General features: G+C 45.9%; 19 protein-coding genes. 7 read left to right on the top strand and 12 right to left on the bottom strand.

The annotated features are described in order from the left end of the window. The first annotated feature begins 41 nt into the window (after positions 1–41). Positions 42–2,117, top strand: coding sequence for a YccS/YhfK family putative transporter (locus YWE_RS0106780; RefSeq protein WP_029093840.1), 2,076 nt, complete (start codon positions 42–44; stop codon positions 2,115–2,117). 59 nt (positions 2,118–2,176) lie between these two features. Here YWE_RS0106780 and argD read toward each other — a convergent pair whose 3' ends face one another. Then, positions 2,177–3,400 carry a bifunctional acetylornithine/succinyldiaminopimelate transaminase gene (argD, locus tag YWE_RS0106785; RefSeq protein WP_029093841.1) on the bottom strand — a complete coding sequence of 408 codons (1,224 nt, stop codon included), beginning with the start codon at positions 3,398–3,400 and terminating at the stop codon, positions 2,177–2,179. Positions 3,401–3,740: 340 nt separating this feature from the next. Between argD and manD the strand changes: the two genes are divergently transcribed. The 4 genes from manD (at position 3,741) to YWE_RS0106805 (ending at position 8,903) form a co-directional block, all read left to right on the top strand. After that, positions 3,741–4,955 carry a D-mannonate dehydratase ManD gene (manD, locus tag YWE_RS0106790; RefSeq protein ID WP_029093842.1) on the top strand — a complete coding sequence of 405 codons (1,215 nt, stop codon included), beginning with the start codon at positions 3,741–3,743 and terminating at the stop codon, positions 4,953–4,955. Between the two features lie 89 nt (positions 4,956–5,044). Next, a complete protein-coding gene (locus YWE_RS0106795) occupies positions 5,045–6,370 on the top strand; it encodes an MFS transporter (RefSeq protein WP_029093843.1) in 1,326 nt (441 codons plus the stop codon). 103 nt (positions 6,371–6,473) lie between these two features. Next, positions 6,474–7,982 (top strand): mannitol dehydrogenase family protein, encoded by a 1,509-nt coding sequence (locus tag YWE_RS0106800; RefSeq protein WP_036015383.1) that lies wholly within the window; start codon positions 6,474–6,476, stop codon positions 7,980–7,982. A gap of 231 nt (positions 7,983–8,213) precedes the next feature. Then, positions 8,214–8,903 (top strand): GntR family transcriptional regulator, encoded by a 690-nt coding sequence (locus YWE_RS0106805; RefSeq protein WP_029093845.1) that lies wholly within the window; start codon positions 8,214–8,216, stop codon positions 8,901–8,903. Positions 8,904–8,973: 70 nt separating this feature from the next. Here the strand turns inward: YWE_RS0106805 and YWE_RS0106810 are convergent, their stop codons facing one another. Beyond that, positions 8,974–10,488 (bottom strand): helicase HerA-like C-terminal domain-containing protein, encoded by a 1,515-nt coding sequence (locus tag YWE_RS0106810; RefSeq protein ID WP_029093846.1) that lies wholly within the window; start codon positions 10,486–10,488, stop codon positions 8,974–8,976. A gap of 281 nt (positions 10,489–10,769) precedes the next feature. Here YWE_RS0106810 and YWE_RS0106815 point away from each other — a divergent pair, with 281 nt between their 5' ends. Then, positions 10,770–13,598 carry an FAD-binding and (Fe-S)-binding domain-containing protein gene (locus YWE_RS0106815; protein WP_029093847.1) on the top strand — a complete coding sequence of 943 codons (2,829 nt, stop codon included), beginning with the start codon at positions 10,770–10,772 and terminating at the stop codon, positions 13,596–13,598. 83 nt (positions 13,599–13,681) lie between these two features. On the opposite strand, the gene YWE_RS0106820 is transcribed toward YWE_RS0106815, so the two are convergent. The 3 genes from YWE_RS0106820 to codB all read right to left on the bottom strand — a co-directional run bounded on the left by YWE_RS0106820 (position 13,682) and on the right by codB (position 16,991). Further along, positions 13,682–14,248, bottom strand: coding sequence for a peptidylprolyl isomerase (locus YWE_RS0106820; protein WP_029093848.1), 567 nt, complete (start codon positions 14,246–14,248; stop codon positions 13,682–13,684). Between the two features lie 222 nt (positions 14,249–14,470). Further along, complete coding sequence (locus YWE_RS0106825; RefSeq protein WP_029093849.1) at positions 14,471–15,751, bottom strand: cytosine deaminase; 1,281 nt, start codon at positions 15,749–15,751, stop codon at positions 14,471–14,473. Continuing rightward, complete coding sequence (gene codB, locus YWE_RS0106830) at positions 15,741–16,991, bottom strand: cytosine permease (RefSeq protein WP_029093850.1); 1,251 nt, start codon at positions 16,989–16,991, stop codon at positions 15,741–15,743. Before codB ends, YWE_RS0106825 begins: the two co-directional genes overlap by 11 nt. A gap of 153 nt (positions 16,992–17,144) precedes the next feature. On the opposite strand from codB, the gene YWE_RS0106835 reads away from it, so the two are divergent. Next, positions 17,145–17,723: a dual specificity protein phosphatase family protein gene (locus YWE_RS0106835; protein ID WP_036015386.1), complete on the top strand. Its 579-nt coding sequence runs from the start codon at positions 17,145–17,147 to the stop codon at positions 17,721–17,723. A 210-nt stretch (positions 17,724–17,933) separates the two neighbouring features. Here YWE_RS0106835 and trpS read toward each other — a convergent pair whose 3' ends face one another. From trpS to aroK, 7 genes are all read right to left on the bottom strand, one after another. Beyond that, positions 17,934–18,938 (bottom strand): tryptophan--tRNA ligase, encoded by a 1,005-nt coding sequence (gene trpS / locus YWE_RS0106840; protein ID WP_029093852.1) that lies wholly within the window; start codon positions 18,936–18,938, stop codon positions 17,934–17,936. Positions 18,939–18,947: 9 nt separating this feature from the next. Next, entirely contained in the window at positions 18,948–19,640 is a 693-nt protein-coding gene (locus YWE_RS0106845) for a phosphoglycolate phosphatase (protein WP_029093853.1), read from the bottom strand. A gap of 2 nt (positions 19,641–19,642) precedes the next feature. After that, the gene (gene rpe, locus YWE_RS0106850; protein WP_029093854.1) at positions 19,643–20,311 is read right to left on the bottom strand and encodes a ribulose-phosphate 3-epimerase; all 669 of its coding nucleotides are present in this window, start codon (positions 20,309–20,311) and stop codon (positions 19,643–19,645) included. 95 nt (positions 20,312–20,406) lie between these two features. Further along, positions 20,407–21,225 carry an adenine-specific DNA-methyltransferase gene (gene dam, locus YWE_RS0106855; RefSeq protein WP_029093855.1) on the bottom strand — a complete coding sequence of 273 codons (819 nt, stop codon included), beginning with the start codon at positions 21,223–21,225 and terminating at the stop codon, positions 20,407–20,409. Between the two features lie 78 nt (positions 21,226–21,303). After that, positions 21,304–22,290: an SPOR domain-containing protein gene (locus YWE_RS0106860; protein ID WP_036015390.1), complete on the bottom strand. Its 987-nt coding sequence runs from the start codon at positions 22,288–22,290 to the stop codon at positions 21,304–21,306. A gap of 85 nt (positions 22,291–22,375) precedes the next feature. Next, positions 22,376–23,461 (bottom strand): 3-dehydroquinate synthase, encoded by a 1,086-nt coding sequence (gene aroB / locus YWE_RS0106865; RefSeq protein ID WP_029093857.1) that lies wholly within the window; start codon positions 23,459–23,461, stop codon positions 22,376–22,378. 57 nt (positions 23,462–23,518) lie between these two features. After that, positions 23,519–24,037 carry a shikimate kinase AroK gene (gene aroK / locus YWE_RS0106870; RefSeq protein ID WP_029093858.1) on the bottom strand — a complete coding sequence of 173 codons (519 nt, stop codon included), beginning with the start codon at positions 24,035–24,037 and terminating at the stop codon, positions 23,519–23,521. Positions 24,038–24,139 lie beyond the last annotated feature (102 nt).

Raw genomic sequence — 24,139 nt, forward strand, 5'->3', positions numbered from 1 at the left:
CAGCCTAGATAGCGTACCCGTTTATCCTCTCCGGGAAGCGTATGTGGCGACGTGTTATTTACCATCCTGAAGTTAATTACGCTCTGCGCCAAACGCTAGTTCTGTGTTTACCTATTGCTTTAGCCTGGTCTTTAGGTGAACTACGCTTAGGTTTCTTACTCTCACTGGTTCCCGCCTGCTGTAATATTGGCGGTCTCGATACTCCCCATAAACGTTTTTTCAAACGGCTGGCTATCGGTGGTTTACTATTTACCGTCAGCAGCTTATTGCTTCAACAACTGCTCTTCTGGTCAGTACCTTTACCCGCCTGTTTATTGATTTTAGCCCTGCTATTTGGTGTCACCGCTGAAATTAGTCCATTGCATGGCAGAATGCTGCCCGCAGCCATGGTTGCCGCAATATTTACCCTTAGTCTGGTTGGTGTTTATCCCCAATGGTATGCTCCTGCAATCTATATTATCGGTACCGTTTGGTATGGTTTATTTACCTACGTCTGGTTCAGGCTATGGCAAGAACAGCCAATGAGAGAAGCGCTGAGCCAGCTATACCGTGAGTTAGCCGACTACTTTGAAGATAAATATAGCCTGCTAACCCAGCACACCAATCCTGAAACCGCACTGCCGCCGTTGCTGAAACGGCAACAGCAGGTGATGGATACCATTACGTTGGTATACCAGCAGATCTATATGATTACCGATCTAAAGCACCCGCGGCATAAACGTTTAATGCAGGCATTTCAGGTGGCATTAGATCTGCAGGAACATATTACCGTCAGCCTCCATCAGCCGGATGAAGTTCAAAAGCTGGTGGAAGAGAGTCATGCCGAAGCGGTTATCCGTTTTAACGCTAAAATTATCAGCCAGCGGCTAAGGGTTTTGGCCGACAACATCCTTTACCATCAGCGGCCAACTGCGTTTAATATGGATAATGAACTCTCGGCCCTGGCAAAAATTGCTCACCAGCATCCGGACAATCCGGTAGGGGCTTTTTGCTACTACCATTTTAGCCGCATCGCCCACTTATTGAGCTCCCAATGTCCGCTGTACACCCGCAGCCTGATGCAGGGCCAAAATATACTGCCATTCTGGCGCGCCCTTAAAAGCTATTGTTCACTAAAATCTGTTGCACTGAGAAATTCAGCTCGACTGGGAATTACGCTGGCGGTAGGCAGCGGAATTGGTACCGTTCTTGATTTACCTAAACCCTACTGGATACTTCTGACCATCATGCTGGTCAGCCAGAATGGCTATAATGCGACACGAATCAGAATTCAGCACCGTGCATTGGGCACCATGTTTGGCATCATTGCCGGCGCAGGTATTCTTCAGCTTCACTATCCACAAAACACCATGCTGCTTTTAATGCTGGTGATTACTCTCTGCTCCTATCTCATTGTGCGAAAAAATTATGGTATCGCCGTCATCGGATTCACCATTACAGCGGTATATACCTTACAAATCATTGCTCTCAGCGGCATGGATATTCTGGTACCGCGTCTGATTGATACTGTAATTGGTTGTATTTTAGTCTTTGCCAGCACTATCTGGCTGTGGCCCCAGTGGCAAAGTGGCCTGCTGCGAAAAAATGCACACGACGCACTGGAAAGCTATCAACAGCACCTACGTATGATGTTCGATATGACGGATAACGCACCGGAGCTTTCATATACTCGAATGAAAGTGAATCAGGCTCACAATGCGCTGTTTACTTCACTTAATCAGGCGATGCAGGAACCGGGATTTAACTCGCGCTATCTTACCGATATGCGGCTGTGGATTACCCATAGCCAGTTTTTGGTAGAGCACCTCAATGGCATGACCGTTATCGCACGGGATCAGTATGTTTTGGTGCCGGAGCTGTCAAAGGCGTATCTAAACTCCTGTGAAATTGCCATTCAGATCTGCCAACAGCGGCTGGAATATGATGGCCCGAGCAGCGATACCAGTATGATGCAGATCATTGAGCCCGCGAATGAATTACCCGAAACCCTGATGGAAAGACATATCGAACGAGTGCTATCACATCTTAAAGCAATGCATACCATATCGTCACTGGCATGGCAGCAGCGCCCGCATCATGGAATTTGGTTAAAGCGCAAGTTACGCGATAATAATTAAAGAGGTGGCCGCCATATTGCCGGTAAGCGAAATGGCGGCATTAGAACTCAACGGCGGTATTAGCCTTGCGCTTCAACAATTGCCTTAACCGCCTTCTCAAACTTAGCCATTCCTGACTCCAGTTCTTCGGAAGTAATCACCAGTGACGGGGCAAAGCGAATCACATCCGGGCCGGCATTCAAAACCATTAACCCCTGCTCAACGGATGCTGCAAGAAAGTCTCTGGCTTTACCCTGATATTTCGGCTGTAGCTGAGCGCCTATTAATAACCCCAACCCGCGAACTTCAGAAAACGCATGATACTGATGATTGATCTCTTCCAAGCGGGAAACAATATACTGATGACGTTGCTGCACGCCGGATAAAACCGCCGAAGTATTAATCACATCAAAGGCAGCTTCAGCTACGGCACAGGCTAACGGATTTCCACCGTATGTTGTCCCGTGCACACCCGGCTCCATCACGCTAGCAATCTCATTGGTGGTCAGCATGGCGCTGATAGGGAAACCGCCGCCGAGCGCTTTAGCAGAGGTTAAAATATCCGGCGTTATGCCATATTGCATATAGGTAAACAGCGTTCCCGTCCGGCCCATACCTGACTGAACCTCATCAAACACTAACAGAGCCTGATGCTTATCACACAGTTCCCGCACCCCGCGTAAAAAATCAGCATCAACCGCGGTAATTCCACCTTCACCTTGAACCGGTTCAAGTACTACCGCACAGGTATGATCATCTATTACCGCTTTTACTGCGGCTAAATCATTGAAAGGAACGTGGATGATATCTGCCGGTTTAGGGCCAAATCCATCTGAATACTTGGGCTGACCACCGACCGAAACGGTAAATAGCGTACGACCATGAAAAGCATTATGGAAGGCTATAATTTTAGTTTTATAAGGACTATGGCGTTGAATAGCATAACGACGGGCTAGCTTGAAGGCGGCTTCATTAGCTTCAGCGCCGGAATTGGCAAAAAAGACTCGTTCAGCAAAAGTGGCATCAATCAGCTTTTTGGCCAGGCGCAACGCGGGCTCATTGGTGAACAAATTACTGGTATGCCAGATTGCCTCGCCCTGAGTTTTTAAGGCTGCGACCAGCGCCGGATGGCAATGACCTAAGGCCGTGACCGCAATACCACCGGAGAAATCTATAAATTCATTTCCCTGCTGGTCCCAGACTCGACTTCCTTGGCCTTTTACCGGCACAAAAGTCGCTGGAGCATAAACAGGCAACATAACACTATCAAACGTCTCACGGGTCACTGGAGCAGAGCCACTCATATCATTCAGCCTTATTATTTTTTCGTCAATGTCACAACATTATCAAAAATGAATATAAAATCAATTTATTCAAATAAAAAATCAAATTAATTATTTTTAATCATTTAAATTCAGTTTATTAGTAATAATTTATTTTGAATTATTAACCAAACCAATACCTGCCCACCTTCTTTTCTGGCGATAAAATCGTCTATTACTCCGAGTGATGCAAATCACAAATTTAAGATCTTCACATCATATTTATATCGAACATACTTGTATGGTAGTCACACTAGAAGTATCTTGAGCCAACTTTCTCATCTCACTAGATTCAAAAATGACCCATCAGGATGGATGAATTATGAAAATCGTAAAGGCCGAAGTATTTGTGACTTGTCCGGGACGTAACTTTGTTACCGTCAAAATTACCACCGATGAAGGCTTATATGGCGTTGGCGACGCAACGTTAAACGGGCGCGAGTTGTCGGTTGCCTCCTATCTAAAAGACCATCTTTGCCCGCAGTTGATTGGCCGCGACGCCCATCAGATAGAAGATATTTGGCAGTTCTTCTATAAGGGTGCCTACTGGCGCCGCGGCCCGGTCACTATGTCTGCGATATCAGCTATTGACATGGCCCTGTGGGATATCAAAGGTAAAGCCGCCAATATGCCGGTTTATCAGCTGTTAGGTGGAGCCTCCCGCACCGGCGTCATGGTTTATTGCCATACCACCGGTCGTAGCATTGACGAAGTACTGGAAGATTACGCAAAACACAAAGAGATGGGCTTTAAAGCGATTCGCGTGCAGTGCGGTGTTCCGGGTATGAAGACCACTTACGGATTAAGCAAAGGTAAGAATCTGGCCTATGAACCGGCCACTAAGGGTCATCATCCGGAAGAACAACTTTGGTCAACTGAAAAATATTTAGACTTCACGCCAAAACTGTTTGATGCCGTACGTAATAAATTTGGCTTCGACGAACATCTGCTACATGACATGCATCACCGCTTAACGCCGATAGAAGCAGCCCGTTTCGGTAAAAGCATTGAAGACTATCGTCTGTTCTGGATGGAAGATCCAACGCCGGCAGAAAATCAGGAATGCTTTCGCTTAATTCGTCAGCACACCGTGACGCCAATTGCCGTTGGTGAGGTTTTCAATAGCATTTGGGACTGTAAACAGCTGATTGAAGAGCAGCTAATTGACTATATCCGCACCACTATTACTCACGCGGGTGGCATTACCCATATGCGCCGCATTGCTGATTTTGCCGCAATGTATCAGGTTCGCACCGGTTCTCATGGCCCTTCGGATCTTTCTCCCATTTGCCACGCGGCGGCGCTGCACTTTGACCTTTGGGTTCCTAACTTTGGCGTTCAGGAATATATGGGTTATTCAGAAAAAATGTTGGAGGTATTCCCACATAACTGGACCTTCGACGATGGCTATATGCACCCAAGCGATAAACCGGGCCTGGGCATCGACTTTGACGAGAAACTGGCTGCGAAATATCCGTATGAACCCGCCTATCTTCCTGTAGCTCGTCTGGAAGATGGCACGCTTTGGAACTGGTAATCATTCGACTCTGAGCCCTATCATATAACCTGAATGAAGCATATTGCCTCATTCAGCCAAAACAACGAGATAAAAATAAGGCGTTAAAGATGGCTAATCTTTCTGAATCCGAAAATAACACTCCAATTATTAAACGTGTTGCCACAGCCTCAGCCATTGGTACAGCGGCTGAATATTATGATTTCTTTGCCTACGGTACAGCTGCTGTACTGTTTTTTGGTCATCTATTTTTCCCAAGTTCAGATCCATTAATTAGCACCCTTGCGGCATTTGCTACCTATGCCGTTGGTTTCTTAGCCAGGCCATTAGGCGGCATCGTTTTTGGTCATATCGGTGACAAAGTTGGTCGTAAAAAAGCATTAGTTATTACTATTCTCATCGTTGGTTTAGGCACGTTCTGTATTGGCTTGTTACCAACCTACGAAAAAATTGGCATATGGGCACCAATCCTGCTGATCCTGATTCGTATTTTGCAAGGCTTTGGGGTAGGAGGTGAACAGGCTGGTGCAGTCCTGATGACAGCTGAATATTCACAACCTAAACGTCGCGGCTTCTATGCCAGTTGGGTACAAATCGGAGCACCTGTCGGCTTCCTGTTGCCGCTGGCACTATTTGCCGCACTAAATGCAACGCTATCACCTGAGCAAATGATGGATTGGGGATGGCGAATTCCATTCTTACTAAGCCTACTGTTAGTCATCGTTGGGCTATTTATTCGTCTACGCATTGATGAGTCACCCGTTTTTGAACAAATTCGTGAAACAAAGGCCGCAGAATCCCGTCCAGTTATTGAGGTTATACGAGATTTCCCGGGTATCGTTGCAAAAGGCGTTTGTGCAAAATTGATTGAAGCCTGCACCTTTGCGATGTTTACCGTTATAGTTCTGGCCTACGCTAAAGCCAACCAACTCAATGAAACTATGCTGATGGAAACAATGATTATTGCCATCATCCTTGAGGTCATGATCATTCCAGTCATGGGGCACTTATCCGATAAGTTTGGGCGGAAACCTATCTATATCACCGGAGCCATACTGCAAGTCATCATGATCATTCCATTCTTTATGGCTATCAACCAAGATATATTCTGGTTAACACAGTTAGTCATGATTATAGTTCTGACATTTGGCCATAGCATGTGCTATGCCCCACAAGCTTCATACTTCCCTGAACTATTTCCAACACATATCCGTTGTAGCGGGATTGCCCTGATTTGGCAAACGGGCTCCCTAATTGGTAGCGGTGTACTCGGTCTGGTTGCCATCAAGATTCTACAAATGACCGGGGGACATTACTACGGACTGGCCAGCTATGTAATCATTTTAGGGGTTATTTCTGTTATTGGCCTGATGCTGATGCCTGAAAGTGCACCACAAAAAATCGGAAAAGAGCTCCACTCGTGGGAAAAATCGTAATATTAAAATAACAGGTTAATGGCATCGATATATAAACCTTTCGCTACATCAAACCACTTAGCCAGTGATATAGCGAAAGGCCCACAAATTACAGGAGGGTTTTATGAAAAGCGTTGTAATTAAACATCCAAGGAAATTGTCAAGTAAAGCGTTATTAAATCTTCCTGACAACATTGTTGTTCCGTCTTATGACAGAACCAAGATTAAACCGCGCATTGCTCATTTGGGATTTGGCGCTTTCCACCGGGCCCATCAGGCGGTGTATGCTGACCAGTTGGCTTCCCGGTTCGGCAGCGATTGGGGATTTTGTGAAATTAACCTGATTGGCGGCGAGCAGCAAATTTCAGATCTTAATGCTCAGGATTGCCTCTATTCGGTTGCTGAAATGGCATCTGAAGGCTGGTCCGGGCGCGTAGTTGGTGTCGTTTGTCAGGCAATTCATGGCGAAACAGACGGCATCGACAGGGTTCTGCAGGCCATGTCTGAACCTGAAATTGCTATTGTTTCGATTACCATCACCGAGAAAGGCTATTGCTACCAGCCGGCAACCGGAACGCTAATCGAAGATCACCCGCTGATTCAACATGATATTGCTCATCCGCAGGCGCCGAAATCAGCGCCCGGGGTTATTGTTGAGGCACTTCGTTTACGACGTAAGCGTCAGCTACCCGCATTTAGCGTTATGTCATGCGACAATATGCCGGAAAACGGCCACGTTACCCGCAACGTAATTTTAGGTTTAGCCAAGCTGCAAGACGCCGATTTAGCGAAATGGATTGAAGACCATGTCAGTTTCCCGTCAACCATGGTTGATCGTATCGTCCCTGCCGTCACAGCGGAAACCTTAGCAAAAGTCACACAACAGCTTGGAGGCATAGAAGATCCGGCGGGCGTTGCCTGTGAGCCTTTCCGTCAGTGGGTTATTGAAGATAACTTCGTTAACGGCCGCCCGGAGTGGGAAAAAGTGGGCGCTGAATTGGTACAGGATGTATTACCGTTCGAAGAAATGAAACTGCGCATGCTCAATGGCAGTCACTCTTTCTTAGCCTATCTGGGCTATCTGGCCGGTTACCAGCATATTAATGACTGTATGCAGGATGACAACTATGTCGCCACAGCCCGCCACCTGATGCTTAATGAACAAGCTCCGACCCTAAGAACCAAGGGGGTCGATCTAGCGGCTTACGCTGACTCGCTGATTCGCCGCTACCGCAACACCGCGCTGAAGCATCGGACATGGCAGATTGCCATGGACGGTACGCAAAAATTACCACAACGTATGTTGGATTCCGTCCGCTACCATTTAACGCATAACAGCAACTTTGACTGTTTAGCTTTAGGTATTGCAGCATGGATGCGCTATGTCGGCGGCATTGATGAACAAGGCCAGGCCATTGAAGTCAGCGATCCCCTGCTGAATCAAATACAAACGCTGGTTGGCGAAAGCCCGCAAGGGGAGCTGAGAGTTAAAGCATTATTATCTCTGGAAGTGGTATTTGGTAAAGATTTACCTATAAATCAACGATTCGTTAGTGAAGTGACTAATGCCTATCAGAATTTACTTAAATTAGGCGCCCGCGAATCCGTGGCTAAATTGGCACAACGTATTTAAATCGTCATGATTATTTAATCATTTTATATGAAATATCTAATAAGGCACCTGCGGGTGCCTTCAATTTTTTAAGGGCATTATCAATATCAAAAGCATGAATTAAAGGTGCCGATCAGCAATTAAATTTATCAGATAGTGATATTCATATGGAATTAAGTTAGCGAAACCTCGAACAAATACCTCTATAATGCAAAAATATTGCTAATAACAATAAAGGCATAAATAAGTCTAATGACCATTGTCTACCCATTCACTACCAATGAACCGGTTAATCAGCAAATATACCGACTGCTAAGACAGGAAATCGTTGATTGTACGATCCGTCCGGGGACTTTGTTGTCAGAAAAAGAAATTTCAACAAGGTTTAACGTATCAAGACAGCCGGTCAGAGAAGCCTTTATTAAGCTCTCGGAAACAGGACTAGTCCAGATATTGCCTCAGCGCGGTACCTTCGTTATGAAGATATCAGCCAAACGCGTCGCTGACGGGCGCTTTATTCGTGAGGCGGTAGAATCTGCGATTATTCGCCGGGTCGCATTAGCGATTACGCCGGAACACTTGCTGCAATTAAAACATAACTTACACCGCCAAGAACTGGCCGCAAGCAATAAGCGCACTAAAGAATTTCTAGAGTTGGATGACGAGTTCCACAGAACCTTTACCCAAATTATTGACTGCCCAATGGCATGGGAAACCATCGAAAGCATTAAAGCAACAATGGACCGGGTTCGTTTTATGAGCCTTGCTGATGTATCTCCGCCAGAAAGCCTGATTGAGCAGCACTATAAAATCTATCACGCATTAGAAAAGCACGACCCCGATGAGGCTGAAAATGCTATCCACCAGCATCTGATCGAAATGGTTTCAACCCTGACGACAATTTCAAGCCGTAATACAGACTGGTTTGAACCGAACGAGTAATCATCCAGCTTTCGGATAAAAAAAGCGGCATTTATCAGCCGCTTTCTTTGATCTGCACAGCCAGAATTTGTTATTTCTTCCTGCCACCTAAAATGCTACCTAGAATGCCACGAACAATCTGATTGCCCAATTGGCGAGTCATGGATTTGGCCGCAGTCTGAACGATGCCATCTTTTTTCCCGCCCCTCGGTCCGGTTGTGCCGAACAGAATGTCACTCAAGCCGCCAAACAATCCGCCGTCGTTACTCTCCGCTTGCTTGCCGGCAGGTGAACGAGGCGAGCCTGCTGGCTCATTTTCTGCCGCGGAAGATGCACCCGCCAAAAGTTTTTCGTAAGCTGATTCACGATCGATCATATCTTCATAGCGACCGTAAAGTGGAGAATGGTTCACCAAGTTATTGCGTTCATCGTCAGTCAATGCCCCCATTCGCGAACAGGGAGCAATAACAAATCCACGCTCAACCACATTCGGGCGGCCTTTCTCATCAAGAAAAGAAATTAATGCTTCACCAACGCCCAGCTCGGTAATTGCCTGCTCAGCGCTAAATGCCGGATTGGCTCTCATTGTTTCTGCCGCGGCTTTGACTGCTTTTTGATCCCGTGGAGTAAAAGCACGAAGGGCATGTTGAACGCGGTTACCCAGTTGGCCGAGTACGCTATCAGGAATATCCAGCGGATTTTGAGTCACAAAATAGACGCCCACGCCCTTAGAACGGATCAGGCGAACAACTTGCTCAATTTTCTGTAGCAGCGCCGCCGGAGCATCACTAAATAACAGATGGGCCTCATCAAAGAAAAAGACCACTTTCGGCTTATCCATATCGCCAACTTCAGGCAAATGCTCAAAAAGCTCTGACAGCAGCCACAATAAGAAAATTGCGTACAATTTTGGCTGGTTATAGAGTTTATCCGCTGCCAGAATATTCACGATGCCTTGACCGGATGCATCAGTCTTAATCAGATCGAAAATATCCAACATTGGCTCGCCAAAGAAAGACTCTGCCCCTTGCTGTTCAAGCGTTAACAATCCACGCTGAATTGCACCAATAGAGGCACTGGAAATATTGCCGTATTCCGTCTGAAACTGCTTCGCATTATCGCCAACAAATTGCACCATGGAACGCAGGTCTTTCATATCGAGTAACAATAGACCTTTATCATCGGCAATTTTAAACACTAATTGTAAAACACCGGATTGAACATCATTAAGATTCAACAGCCGGCCCAATAAGATCGGCCCCATATCAGACACGGTAGCTCTCACCGGGTGTCCTTTCTCACCAAAAACATCCCAGAAAACGGTCGGACATGCCGCCGGTTGCCAATCCGTTACCTTTAGCGCATCCAATCTAGACTGAAGCTTTGGTGATAATACGCCCTGGGCAGCAATACCAGACAGATCGCCTTTAACATCGGCCATAAAAACAGGAACGCCAATCCGGGAAAAACTTTCCGCCATTTTCTGCAACGTCACCGTTTTTCCGGTTCCCGTTGCGCCGGTAATCAATCCATGACGGTTAGCCAGTGCAGGCAAAATGGCCAACGCTAATTCATTACTTTTGGCGATAACAAGAGGTTCAAACATCAGAATGGGTCCTATTTAAAATGATTAACCACATACAGTATAAATGAGCGGGCAAAGAACATGAGTAAAAATCCACTAACGTAAATCCCGATAAATATTCCATTAACAATATCTATCACTTCATCATGAAACAGTCCCCTTCTCCATAGGTGAATCCATTCACCTATGGAGAAGGGGATTAAATGGGGATTAGGATCACGGTAATTTTTAGGCTTTTTCTATTATAATCAAGGCTAAAGAAGTACATAAATAAAGTGTGAGTACATAATAAGGAAACACTAATGGAAGCATCCTACCAACCTTTTTATCGTGAGCTGAGTCGTTTTATTGCTAAAGAGTGTATTTTTACCGACCCTTCCAGAACAATGGCTTATGGCACCGATGCCAGTTGCTATCGATTAATTCCTCAAATTGTTGTCAGGCTCGACAGCGAAAGAGAAGTTCAGCAAACGTTGGTTCTGGCTCAGAAATATAAACTTCCGGTCACCTTCAGAGCTGCGGGTACAAGTTTATCCGGCCAGGCGATTACTGACTCAATTCTTATTACGCTAGGCGATAACTGGCGGCAGTATAAGATTTTTGGCGATGCAGGTTATATCAGACTCAAGCCCGGCGTTATTGGTGCCGACGCTAATCGCTACCTTGCCCCCTTTGGCCGAAAAATTGGCCCGGATCCGGCATCCATTGATGCCTGTAAAATTGGCGGCATTGCCGCCAACAATGCCAGCGGAATGTGTTGTGGTACGGCCCAGAACTCTTACCAGACACTCCATGCCATGCGCCTGATTCTGGCCGACGGCACACTAATTGATACTGCCGACAGTGAGTCTATTGCCGCTTTTAAAAAGACCCACGGCCCAATGCTGGCACAGCTTCAGAGCTTATCTCAGCAGACTAAAGCCAATCCGCATTTGGCCGACCTTATCCGTCATAAATACCGGTTGAAAAACACTACCGGTTACAGCCTGAATGCGTTGGTTGATTTTGACGATCCGCTGGATATCCTGACCCATTTAATGATTGGTTCTGAAGGTACCCTTGGATTTATTGCTGAAATCACCTATGAAACCGTAGAAGAGCACCAATTTAAAGCCTCAGCACTGTTTGTATTCAGCGATATTGAAACCGCCTGTGAAGCTACCCGAATTCTGAAAAAACAACCCGTTTCGGCCGTTGAACTCATGGACAGAGGCGCATTAGCCTCGGTTGAAAATGAGGATGGACTGCCTGACTTTATGCCACTTCTGACGGACGACGCCACCGCATTGCTGGTTGAAGTCAGAGGGGCAGACCAAGAGACACTACAGAATAAGATGGCACAAATTATGTCATCTATCGCTGAATTCAATTTAGAACAACAGGTACCATTCACCGACAAGCCGGAAGAATTTGGTCGCCTGTGGGCTATCCGTAAAGGCATATTCCCGGCTATCGGTGCCGTTCGTCCGGTAGGCTCAACGGTCATTATTGAAGATGTCGCGTTCCCGATTGAGCAGTTGGCTGATGGTGTGAAGGATCTGCGAAAACTGTTTATCAAACATGACTATAACGCTGTTATTTATGGTCATGCGCTAGATGGCAATATGCACTTTGTATTCCAGCAATCTTTCGATACGCCGCAGCAAGTCACCCGCTATCAGGAATTTATGGAGGCTATCGCCCATCTGGTTGCGGTGGAATACAAAGGATCTCTTAAAGCTGAACACGGAACAGGCCGGAATATGGCGTCCTTCGTTGAGCTGGAATGGGGAAATGAAGCCTATGAGCTGATGTGGCAACTGAAGAATCTGCTCGACCCGCAGCACCTTCTAAGCCCCGGCGTACTGCTTAACCGCGATAATCAAGGGCACCTGAAAAATCTAAAACTATTACCGGCGGCTGATAAGCGAGTTGATAGTTGTATTGAATGTGGATTCTGTGAACCGGTATGCCCGTCTACCGCACTGTCATTTACCCCGCGCCAGCGTATTGTTATCTGGCGTGAAATAAACCGCCTGCGTCGCAGCGGTGATGATAATAAGCGATTAAAACTGCTAGAAAAAGATTTCCGCTATTTAGGTGATGATACCTGTGCAGCAACGGGCTTATGCGCCCGCCGTTGCCCGGTAGGCATTAATACCGGAGAACTGATCAGAGATATCCGGACTCAGCGCAATATGCGCCACGAGAAGGTCGCACGTTGGACCGCCAGTCACTTCACGACGATTACCGGAGGTGCACGTCTGGCTCTCAATACGGTAGCCGGAGCCAGCAAACTCATTGGTCCTCAGCGTATGGGGAAAGTCACCAAAGCGCTGTACACCCTAAGCGCAGGAAATATTCCATTATTAACCCCGGCGTTCCCGCGCGGCACCTCATGCCCACAGCCCCCTAAACTGAGCACCGGTGATGAGAAAGTCGTCTATCTGCCAAGCTGTGCCACCCGCACCATGGGTGCGGCCGTCACCGATCCAGATCAACGGCCATTAACACAAGTGGTTGAACAACTGCTCACTAAGGCCGGATTCAGTATTATCTATCCTGAAGGTTTAGATAGTTTATGCTGCGGAATGCCTTATAACAGTAAAGGTATCAAGACGGTAGCAGCAGAACGGCTTGCTGATATGGAACAGGCATTATGGCAAGCCAGTGAACAAGGTAAGTACCCGATACTGATTGATACCAGCCCTTGTGCGCTGCGGGCAGTGGAAGGTTTTACTAAGCCGATGGCACTGTTTGAACCTATTGGCTTCGTTAATCACTACCTGACGGATAAATTGGAGTTTATACCAGAAGACAAACCGGTGATGATGCATGTTACCTGCTCCAGCGTAAAAATGGGTCTGTCTGCACCAATGAAAGCGCTGCTTGACCGTTGCTGTAAGCAAGTTGTTATTCCTGACGGAATCCACTGCTGTGGATTTGCCGGTGATAAGGGTATGAAAACTCCTGAGCTGAATGCCAGCGCTTTACGGTTACTTAATCAGCAAGTACCTACTAACTGTACTGAAGGTGTATCAAACAGCCGGACCTGTGAAATAGGACTGTCGGAACACTCAGGTGTACCTTACCGCTCAGTGCTGTACCTGGTTGATCGGGTCACTAAGCCTCTGCCTAAAACAATAAGTTAGTCAGTGCTTACCGCTTTTAGCTAAAGCTTCTCTGATAAAAAAAGCGCCATCAGGCGCTTTTTTTATCATTATCAGATTGACCGTTATGGCAAAATCTTCGCAGAAGTAATCACAATGGGTGTGACCGGAACATCCTGGTGACCACTGACAGATTTAGTCGGAGCCGCCATCATTTTATCAACAACGTCCATGCCTTTAACAACTTTGCCAAATACCGCATAACCAAAGCTATCCGGGGTATTATCCAAAAACTCATTATCTACAACGTTAATAAAGAACTGGCTGGTTGCACTATCTACCACATTGGTACGGGCCATCGCTACCGAGCCTCTGACGTTTTTCAGCCCGTTTTTAGCTTCATTAGTAATCGGCGCGTTTGGTTTCTTTTGATTCATATCAGCGGTGAATCCGCCACCTTGGGCCATAAAGCCGGGGATTACGCGATGAAAAATAGTATCGTTATAGAAACCATCGTTAACATAAGCAACGAAGTTTCTGACAGAAACCGGGGCCTTGTCGCTATCAAGCTCAATCTCAATATTGCCCGCAGTGGTAGTCAATAAAACATGGGGGTTTGCAGCCAGTGCCGCTGGCGCAATAAACACCAGTGAAAACAGTGCTGCCAAAGTAATACAGATACGTTTAAACATGGGTACACACCTTATTGTTATTTAGACTAATCGATTTTAACTTTAGGGGATTTTAGAGTCTTTAGCCATCATCGGCTACTGATTTATACCTAAAATCATTCGAGTTGTCGGTAGGCGGTCAGGGAATATATTCCAGTTTAGTGCTTATCTGGAATAGTCGCCGGATAAAACAAAGGGCTTCAATAAAATATTGAAGCCCTTTAGTTCACTCAACAAAAATGCTTAACGTTTAAAATTAACCGACTCAGGTTGGTCTAAAAACAACGTTGTTTGGCTCGGCAAAGTTTGAGCGATGACTTTCCCGCCACGAATAGAGTATCGAGCCGGGGTTTGACGACGCACCGCATCAAAACCATTCTCCGCAGGAAGAATCACCAGATTGCCCGAACGCCCTGTTTCCAGCCCATAATCCTGCAAATTCAACGTTTTTGCACTGTGGGTCGTAATCAGGTTCAATCCGTCATTAATTTGACCATATCCCATCAGTTGGCAAACGTGCAGTCCCATGTGTAAAACCTGTAGCATATTGGCAGTTCCCAGCGGATACCACGGGTCAAATACGTCATCATGGCCGAAACAAACATTAATATCCGCTTCCAGCATCTCCTTAACCCGGGTAATACCACGGCGCTTAGGATAAGTGTCAAACCGGCCCTGCAGGTGAATATTCACTAACGGATTGGCGACAAAGTTAATACCGGACATTTTTAGCAGCCGGAACAAACGGGAAGTATAGGCGCCATTATAAGAGTGCATTGCCGTCGTATGGCTGGCAGTAACTCGAGCCCCCATACCATCACGATGAGCCAGAGCCGCTACTGTTTCAACAAACCGAGACTGCTCATCATCAATTTCATCGCAATGAACATCGATCAGGCGATCATATTTATTCGCCAGCGCAAAGGTTTTATGCAGCGACTCAACGCCGTATTCACGGGTGAACTCAAAGTGAGGAATAGCGCCAATAACATCAGCACCTAGACGCACTGCCTCTTCCAGCAACTCCACACCGTTAGGATAAGAAAGGATACCTTCCTGAGGGAAAGCCACTATCTGAACATCGACCCACGGTGCAACATCCTGCTTCACTTCCAGCATGGCTTTTAAAGCCGTCAGCGTTGGGTCAGAGACATCGACATGAGTACGTACATGCTGAATGCCGTTAGCCATTTGCCATTTAAGCGTCTGCATAGCACGAGTTTTGACATCATCATGGGTTAGCATTGCCTTGCGCTCGGCCCAACGCTCAATGCCTTCAAACAGCGTCCCGGACTGATTCCAGCTAGGCTCACCCGCCGTCTGGGTTGTGTCTAAGTGGATATGGGGTTCAATAAAAGGCGGAATCGCTAATCCACCTTCAGCATCAATAACATCACCAGCCACCGGTGCCGCTGACTGTTGGGGTTCAATCGCCTGAAAAATACCGTTCTCAATACGCAGTTGCCATAAACCTTCACGGTTTTGCAAACGGGCATTAGTAATGATTAAGGAATTATTCTGCATGACTAACCTCAGGTAACTTATTGAATTTACGATTAACGATAGGATTCATAATGAGATAACTCACTACACCACCTAAAACAGCATTAATAGGAACAACGCCCGGTAAATAGTTACCGGCAGCGATACCAATGGCGACAGCAAGGATAGCAACCCAGTTAACCACCATAAATTTTGCATCAGCAAAGCTATCATAACGACGGCGATTCATCAGGTAGTCGGCAATAATCACCCCACCGATAGGTGGAATTGCCGCTGACAGGAAGGTCAACCAGCCGACAAAGTTATTATATAGCCACAGAGCGGTCAGTGTACCTATCAGGCCATTCATCACGGATAGAGTACGGCTGGAGAGCCCGGTGATATTAGCGAAACCTAATCCGGAGGCATACAAAGCATTGTCATTAGTGGTCCAGATATTTAGCCCTAACACAACAATTGCCGGAATTAACAGGCCCTGAGCAATCATCACATCAGAAATATCAGCCATACCTACTGCCGCCGCACCCGCCGCGCCGAAGATAAACATCAGTGAATTGCCCAGAAAAAAAGCAATCATCGCAACCAAAACGGCCCCTTTCGCGTTACGACCAAAGCGGACAAAATCGGCGGTTAAAGTACCGGCGCTGACAAAAGAACCCACAACTAACGCCAGTGCCGTTGAGAAGCTGAGAGGGGTTGCCGGAATAATATCCCGAAGGTGGTCAATTCCGCCAACTTCGTTAACGGCCAGATATACGGAATAGCTGCCTAAAATGGCAATAGCGGGTACCGCGATAACTGACAGAATAGTTAACGCTGAGATACCAAAGAAAATGGTTACTGTCATCAAGATACCGGAAACCATAATCAACATATTGATATCTAACCCGGTAGCTTTACCGACTGGAATAGCAAACATCGCAACGCCAACGCCAAACCAGCCGACCTGAGTACCACCTAGCAGGAAGGACGGAAGCCATGAACCTTTAATACCAAATGAGTAACGAGCAAGAAGATGGGTAGAGAGTCCGGTTTTAGCACCGATATAACCGAGGAAAGCTGTATAAATACCGAGAAGAAGATTACCTAAAAACACTGCGAGGAAGAAATCATGAAAAGTTAAACCGGTACCGAGTGTACCGCCGGTCCACATACTGGCTGAAAAAAACGTTAACCCCAACATGACAAAAGTCAGTGCAACAACGCCTTTCCGCGCAGCCAGAGGGACGGGCCCCTGACTATAATTGTTATCTTGCGACACAATAACTCCTCTATAGTAAATTCGGGCCAAAAAATCCGGCGAATTGTATATGCTTCCCACAACAAAGCAATCGATTTCGTATTCCTTTACGTTGAATAACCTGTCATAGTGATGAAAATTAAGGTGTTTTTTTTATAAAAAAATGGATTGTCAATGACGAATTTCCCTCAAGCTTTGCTGTATATAACTATATTTTTAACTTCTCTTTCCGGTGCTTATGCCAGTGCACAACCAGAAACTGTAACTCAGCAGGCAGCAAAGTTTGTCCCTGAGAGTACCGTCGATAATTTTTATCAGGTCAGTGAAGAGCTTTATCGTTCAGGGCAACCCGGAGCTCCTCAAATGCAAGAGCTTGAGCAGCGGGGAATTAAATCAATTCTTAATCTGCGTAACTTCCATACCGATGACGCCGAAGCTAAAGGAACCATGCTCAATCTATTTCATGTCCCAATGGAAGCCGGGCGTTTTACTGAGCCACAGCTTATTGCCGCATTGAAAATCATGAAGGATGCACCAAAACCGATGGTGGTTCATTGCTGGCACGGCAGCGACAGAACCGGGCTAATGGTGGCAATGTATCGTATGGTTTTTCAGGATTGGTCAAAAGAAGCGGCGTTGGCTGAACTTAAACAACCCGAATTTGGCTATCACCAGTGGGCTTATTACAATATCATTCAGTATATTGAGCAGGTAGATATCAACAATATCCGCAGCCAGATCGACAGTTATTGACCATCGACATCACGAATGGTAAATGGCTCAAAGGGTGAGCAAAGTGAATCATCCAACTCTTAGGATAAGTGCAAATTTGTGAGCTAAAACCTGGATCCCCGCTTTCGCGGGGATGACGATATAGTCAGTTAATACGATATAGAAAAACTTAGCTAACAATCGCTTAGATACTAAAGCGGCATTTTCTGATTTATCGGATACGTAAAACCTTTATGGCAAAGTCACAAAACCAACGGCTTTATTGACTTTCTCCATGGTGGCTTTAGCCTTGATACTGGCTTTGGCGGCACCTTCGCGCATAACCTGCTGCAAGAAAGCTTCATCATTACGGAAACGGTGATAACGCTCTTGAAGTTCAGTCAACATTCCGGCTACGGCATCAGCAACCTCGGTCTTCAAATGACCATACATCTTACCTTCAAACTCTTGTTCAAGAGTTGCAATAGACTTGCCAGTCACGCCAGACAGAATATCCAATAGGTTGGAGATACCCGCTTTATTCACGACATCGTAGCGAATGACCGGTGGCTCATCGGAATCAGTCACCGCACGCTTCAGCTTTTTAGACACCGATTTAGGATCTTCTAATAAACCAATGACGTTATTACGGTTTTCATCCGACTTAGACATTTTCTTTGTCGGCTCCAACAATGACATTACCCGAGCACCTGATTTTGGAATAAATGGCTCAGGTACTTTAAATATATCGCCATACAGCGCGTTAAAGCGTTGTGCAACGTCACGACTGAGTTCAAGGTGCTGTTTCTGGTCTTCACCGACGGGAACCTGTGCAGTTTGATACAGGAGTATATCTGCAGCCATCAACACCGGGTAGTCAAACAGGCCAGCGTTAATATTTTCGGCATAGCGGGCTGACTTATCTTTAAATTGGGTCATACGGCTAAGCTCACCAAAATAGGTATAGCAATTTAATACCCAGCTTAGCTGCACATGCTCCGGTACGTGAGACTGCACAAAGATAGTGCTTTTCTTAGGATCAATACCGCAGGCAAGATACAGAGCTAAAGTATCTAACGTAGCTTTATGCAGTTTCTGAGGGTCTTGGCGAACGGTAATGGCATGAAGGTCAACGATGCAGTAGACACAATCATATTCATCTTGCATGTGTACCCACTGACGTAACGCACCCATATAGTTACCAATGGAAAGTTCTCCGGATGGCTGTGCGCCACTAAATACAATGGGTTTACTCATGATTTCTTCCTAATTATTCTTTGAAGTAAGCTGCCCGATAACGGGCAAGATATCGGCAAATGAAGTTAATACGCGATCGGGGTTGCTCAACGAAATAGATTCACCATAGTTATACCCATATGAAAAACCTATTGTCGGGCAACCAGCGGCCTGACCAGCCTGAATGTCATTGCGAGAATCGCCCACAAAAACCAACTCATTGGCCCGCAGACCCAAGCGTCCTAACACTAAATAGATCGGTGCCGGATGCGGTTTTTTTTCAACAACGTCATCACCACCGATAATCACGCTGAAGTAATCTAAAATACCAAGAGAGCTTAATAATGGTCGAACAAAAGGCGTAGGCTTATTGGTCACCAACGCCATTTTCATTCCGTCATTAGCCAGCTGCTTTAGGGTTGTTGCTACCTGCGGATAAAGCTCAGTACCGCTTTCAACCGACTGGCTATAGTGTCGGTCAAACAAAATTCGGGCACTGTCTAACTGTTCTTTTGCCATCTCGCAACCAGCCCAGTTCAATGCACGCATAATTAAAACGCTGGCACCGTTGCCGATCCAGTGAGATACCCTCTCCTGACCTGCTTCAGGTAAACCTAACGTTTTTAGCGTCGCATCTACTGCGCTGGCCAGTCCAGGTAAACTATTGACTAAAGTGCCATCAAGATCGAAACCTAAACCTCTGACTCCGTTAAATATCGGCATATTTATACCTTTGCTAGCTCAGCCCGCATTTGATCGATAACCGCTTTGTAATCCGGCTGATTGAAAATAGCAGAACCGGCAACAAACATATCTGCACCCGCCGCTGCAATTTCACCGATGTTATCCACCTTAACGCCGCCATCAACTTCCAGGCGAATATCAAAACCGCTGTCATCGATAAGCTTACGTACCTGACGCAGCTTATCTAACGTTGCCGGTATAAAAGATTGCCCGCCAAAGCCGGGGTTCACAGACATCAGTAAGATCACATCTAGCTTATCCATCACGTAATCAAGGTAGCTTAGCGGTGTCGCGGGATTAAACACCAGGCCGGCTTTACAGCCATTCTCTTTAATCAGTTGAAGCGTACGGTCAACGTGCTCAGAGGCTTCCGGATGGAATGAAATATAGCTGGCACCTGCCTTGGCAAAGTCAGGAACAATGCGGTCTACCGGTTTAACCATCAAATGCACATCGATAGGGGCAGTAATGCCATAATCACGCAATGCTTTACACACCATCGGACCGATAGTCAGATTGGGCACATAGTGATTATCCATAACGTCAAAATGCACGATATCAGCACCGGCGGCGAGAACATTGGCGGTATCATCACCTAACCGTGCAAAATCGGCAGAAAGAATAGAAGGTGCTATCAGAAAATTACTCATCTACGTGTCCACTCGTTATAGAAAATAGCGTTTTAGCAAAGATATGATTAAAAACGTAAAGTGCTGCCATTAAAAAGCAGCACTCAGGTATTTAATCAACGCTGGCTGTATAACGCCAGCAGTTCATCCACTTTAGTTCGTCCAAGAACGTTACGACTAATCGTTCGGCGACCTTTAACAACCACTAATTCTGCTGCACTGTACCATTCACGGGTTAGCTCCGTATCATGGTTAGAAATTAATACCGGCACACCAAGACTTTCAGAGACATCTTGAGCCAATAATGCCAACCGTTGCTGATCGTAGAGGTTGAAGCTATTGGTATGATAAGCCGTAAAATTAGCCGTTGCTGACAAAGGTGCATAAGGAGGATCGCAATAAACAACGGCTCCTTTTACGGCCTTCATCATCGTTTGCTCATAATTTTCACAAAAAAACGTGGCTCGTTTGGCTTTTTCGGCAAAGCAATACAGCTCAGTTTCGGGAAAATAAGGCTTTTTATAGCGACCAAAAGGCACGTTGAATTCGCCACTCAGATTATAACGACAAAGACCGTTATAACAGTGACGATTCAGATAAAGAAATAGCAACGCACGACGATAGGGATCACGACTTTGATTAAATTCAGTGCGCAGTTGGTAATAAACTGGCTCCTGATTATATTCGTCAGTAAAAAGCTCTCGCGAATCCTGAACTACCTGATCGGTACGCTGTTTAACGATGTTATAAAGATTAATCAGATCGCTGTTAATATCAGCTAACACATATTCATCATAATCCGTATTTAAGAACACCGAGCCTGCGCCAACAAATGGCTCAATTAAACATTCACCTCTCGGTAAATATTCACGTATCTCATTAACAAGAGGATATTTTCCTCCCGCCCACTTTAAAAAAGAACGGCTTTTTTTCATGCTGCGAGTCAGCTACTTATACAATTCAAAACGGCGTTTTGCACTCTGTTTCAAGCAGCACATTTGCACATCTATAATTTATTTTAGTTTTAGATCTTGGTGCACTTGTTGCACAGATCTTACCCATGGTTTGTTAGCTTGAACGTCTTTCGGTAGAGTCGATAAGGCAGCACGGGCTTCTGAAGAAGAAGCATAATTACCCGTAATTAGGATAAACCAAGGCTTACCATCGCGACGGGTAGGATAAACCCAGTAGTTGGTCATGTTATTCTTTTTAGCAAAAGCTAAAAGCGTATCTGAACGAGAGGCACTACTCACTTGTAAAGTCACATGACTTGCTGGAATCGCTGATAATTCAGTCACCGAGCCCGGGGTTGTAGAGCCCTTGACGCCAGATGTTTTACTACTTGTTGTTGATGCTTTAGTCGTTGTTGTTTCTGTCGTTTTTGTCGAAGTTTTCGTTTCGGTAGCGGGTTTAGCCTTAACCTGATTTGGCTGATTGACACTATTTTGATGGGATGTCGTCTGTTCTCCCTGAGACGAAGTCGTTGCCGATGATCCCTTTGGCGGTGGCGTCGTATTTGACGTTGATGACGAACCAGACATCTCCGTCTCTTTTAATCTGTTCAACTGTTCTTGCTGTGCTGAAAGTGCATCGGTAATTTCACCCGGAATCTCTACACGCTGTTGATTAGCCACTTCCGGCAGAGCAGGTGATTCAGTCGGGGTGCCTGACACCGGTGGGGCACTAATTTCCGGTACCGTTGAAGGTGGTGTTCCAGTCTGAGCATTAGCATCAGCTGGCTGAGATGTACCTGCAGGTGAATTACCTAAATTCACTTCCCGAGGCTGAGAATTGGTACTTTCAGGTGCAGGTGATTTCAATGCCGTACTGACCAGTAAAACCAGAAGCAATAGAACTAATATTCCAATACCAATTTTTATATGCTGGCGTGACAACGCCATACTTTTACGGGGCTTCGCTCGTTCACGCTGAGGAGCGCGATCGCTGGCATCAGGTCTCATACTATTACCATTAGATTCAGATTCGAAGTCTTCTTGCACTTTCCCACCCCTCAAAATAAATGACACACTACGACTACATTAAAATGCAACGCTTATGCAGAATAACCGAATTACAATTACCCGATTATATCAGGCAATGACTAATACCAGACAACACAACTTCGTGGGCAATCCCGCCTCTGACTTCAGATTGTCCGATAGCTGTCGGTAAAACTAAGCGTAACTCACCCGCCAGTGTCTTTTTATCCCGTAGCATATGAGGTAGATAAGCTTCTGGCTTCATACTCTCTGGCCCATTAACAGGCAGATTCGCACGCGCCAATAAACGCTTTATTCGGTCAACATCACTTTGACTAAATTGGCCTAACAATCTTGAAGTTTCAGCGGCCATAACCATACCCGCTGAAACAGCCTCACCATGCAACCAATTGCCATAGCCCATTTCAGCTTCAATTGCATGACCAAAGGTATGACCTAGATTTAACAATGCACGAACACCGCCTTCACGTTCATCTGCAGCAACAACCTGAGCCTTTATTTCACAACACCGGCGAATGCAATACCCCATCGCTTGGACATCGAGAGCTAACAAAGCATCAATATTCTGTTCGAGCCAATCAAATAAGTCAGCATCAAGAATAATGCCGTATTTAATTACCTCAGCCAGACCAGAGGATAGCTCGCGCGCAGGCAATGTTTTCAGGCAATCAATATCAATAACCACGGCAGCCGGCTGGTAAAAAGCACCAATCATGTTTTTTCCCAGTGGATGATTTACCGCGGTTTTACCACCAACGGATGAATCGACCTGGGATAACAGCGTTGTAGGGACCTGAATAAAGCGCACGCCCCGTTGGTAGCTGGCAGCTGCGAATCCCGTCAGATCCCCAATAACACCGCCGCCTAAAGCAATTAACGTAGTATCGCGGCCATGATTACCTTGCAATAGTTTAGTAAAGACCTGATCCATAACGGATAATGTCTTATATTTTTCACCATCAGGTAATATAGCGGTATCGACATTGACACCCAACTTTTCCAGACTGTGACGAACAACATCAAGATAAAGTGGCGCAATCGAATCGTTGGTGACAAGCAGCGCTTTGTCTCCGGCACGAAGAGGCTCAAAAGAAGCAGGATGATTAAACAGCCCAGCTTCTATAGTAATAGGATAGCTGCGCTCTCCTAAAGTAACGGTAACCCTCTCCATGACATGCCTTTCTTATATATCGTTATTGGGCTCAAAGCAGAATGAATGCTTTATAAATCAGCTGTTTTCAATCAATTGAATAATTTGATTCGCAACAACTTTGGCGCTTTGTTCATCAGTCTGAATGGTCACATCAGCAATTTCTTCATACAGCGGATTCCGCTCTAATGCCAATGCTTCCAGAACGTCACGTGGCGTATCTACTTGTAATAGTGGACGCTTTTTATCACGCTGAGTACGAGCTAACTGTTTTTCAATTGTGGTTTCTAAATAAACAACCACACCGCGAGCGGACAAGCGGTTACGAGTTTCTTTCGATTTTACAGAACCACCGCCGGTTGCCAGAACGATGCCTTGCTTTTCCGTCAGTTCATTAATTACTTTTTCTTCACGATCGCGAAAACCTTCTTCGCCTTCAACGTCGAATACCCAGGCTATATCAGCTCCAGTACGGCGTTCAATCTCGTGATCGGAGTCAACAAACTCCATATTAAGCTGTTGAGCCAACTGACGACCTATTGTGCTCTTACCCGCACCCATAGGGCCTACCAGGAAGATATTGCGTTTTTCTGCCATGTTTTTTGGTATTACTAAGATAATTCGTTAATGACAACCCGCCCCGCCAATTCAAAGCAGCTACGGGAGTACACCTGAAACCTCATAAGCATTATGTGTGAG

The organism is Budvicia aquatica DSM 5075 = ATCC 35567, assembly GCF_000427805.1.
Lineage (GTDB): Bacteria > Pseudomonadota > Gammaproteobacteria > Enterobacterales > Enterobacteriaceae > Budvicia > Budvicia aquatica.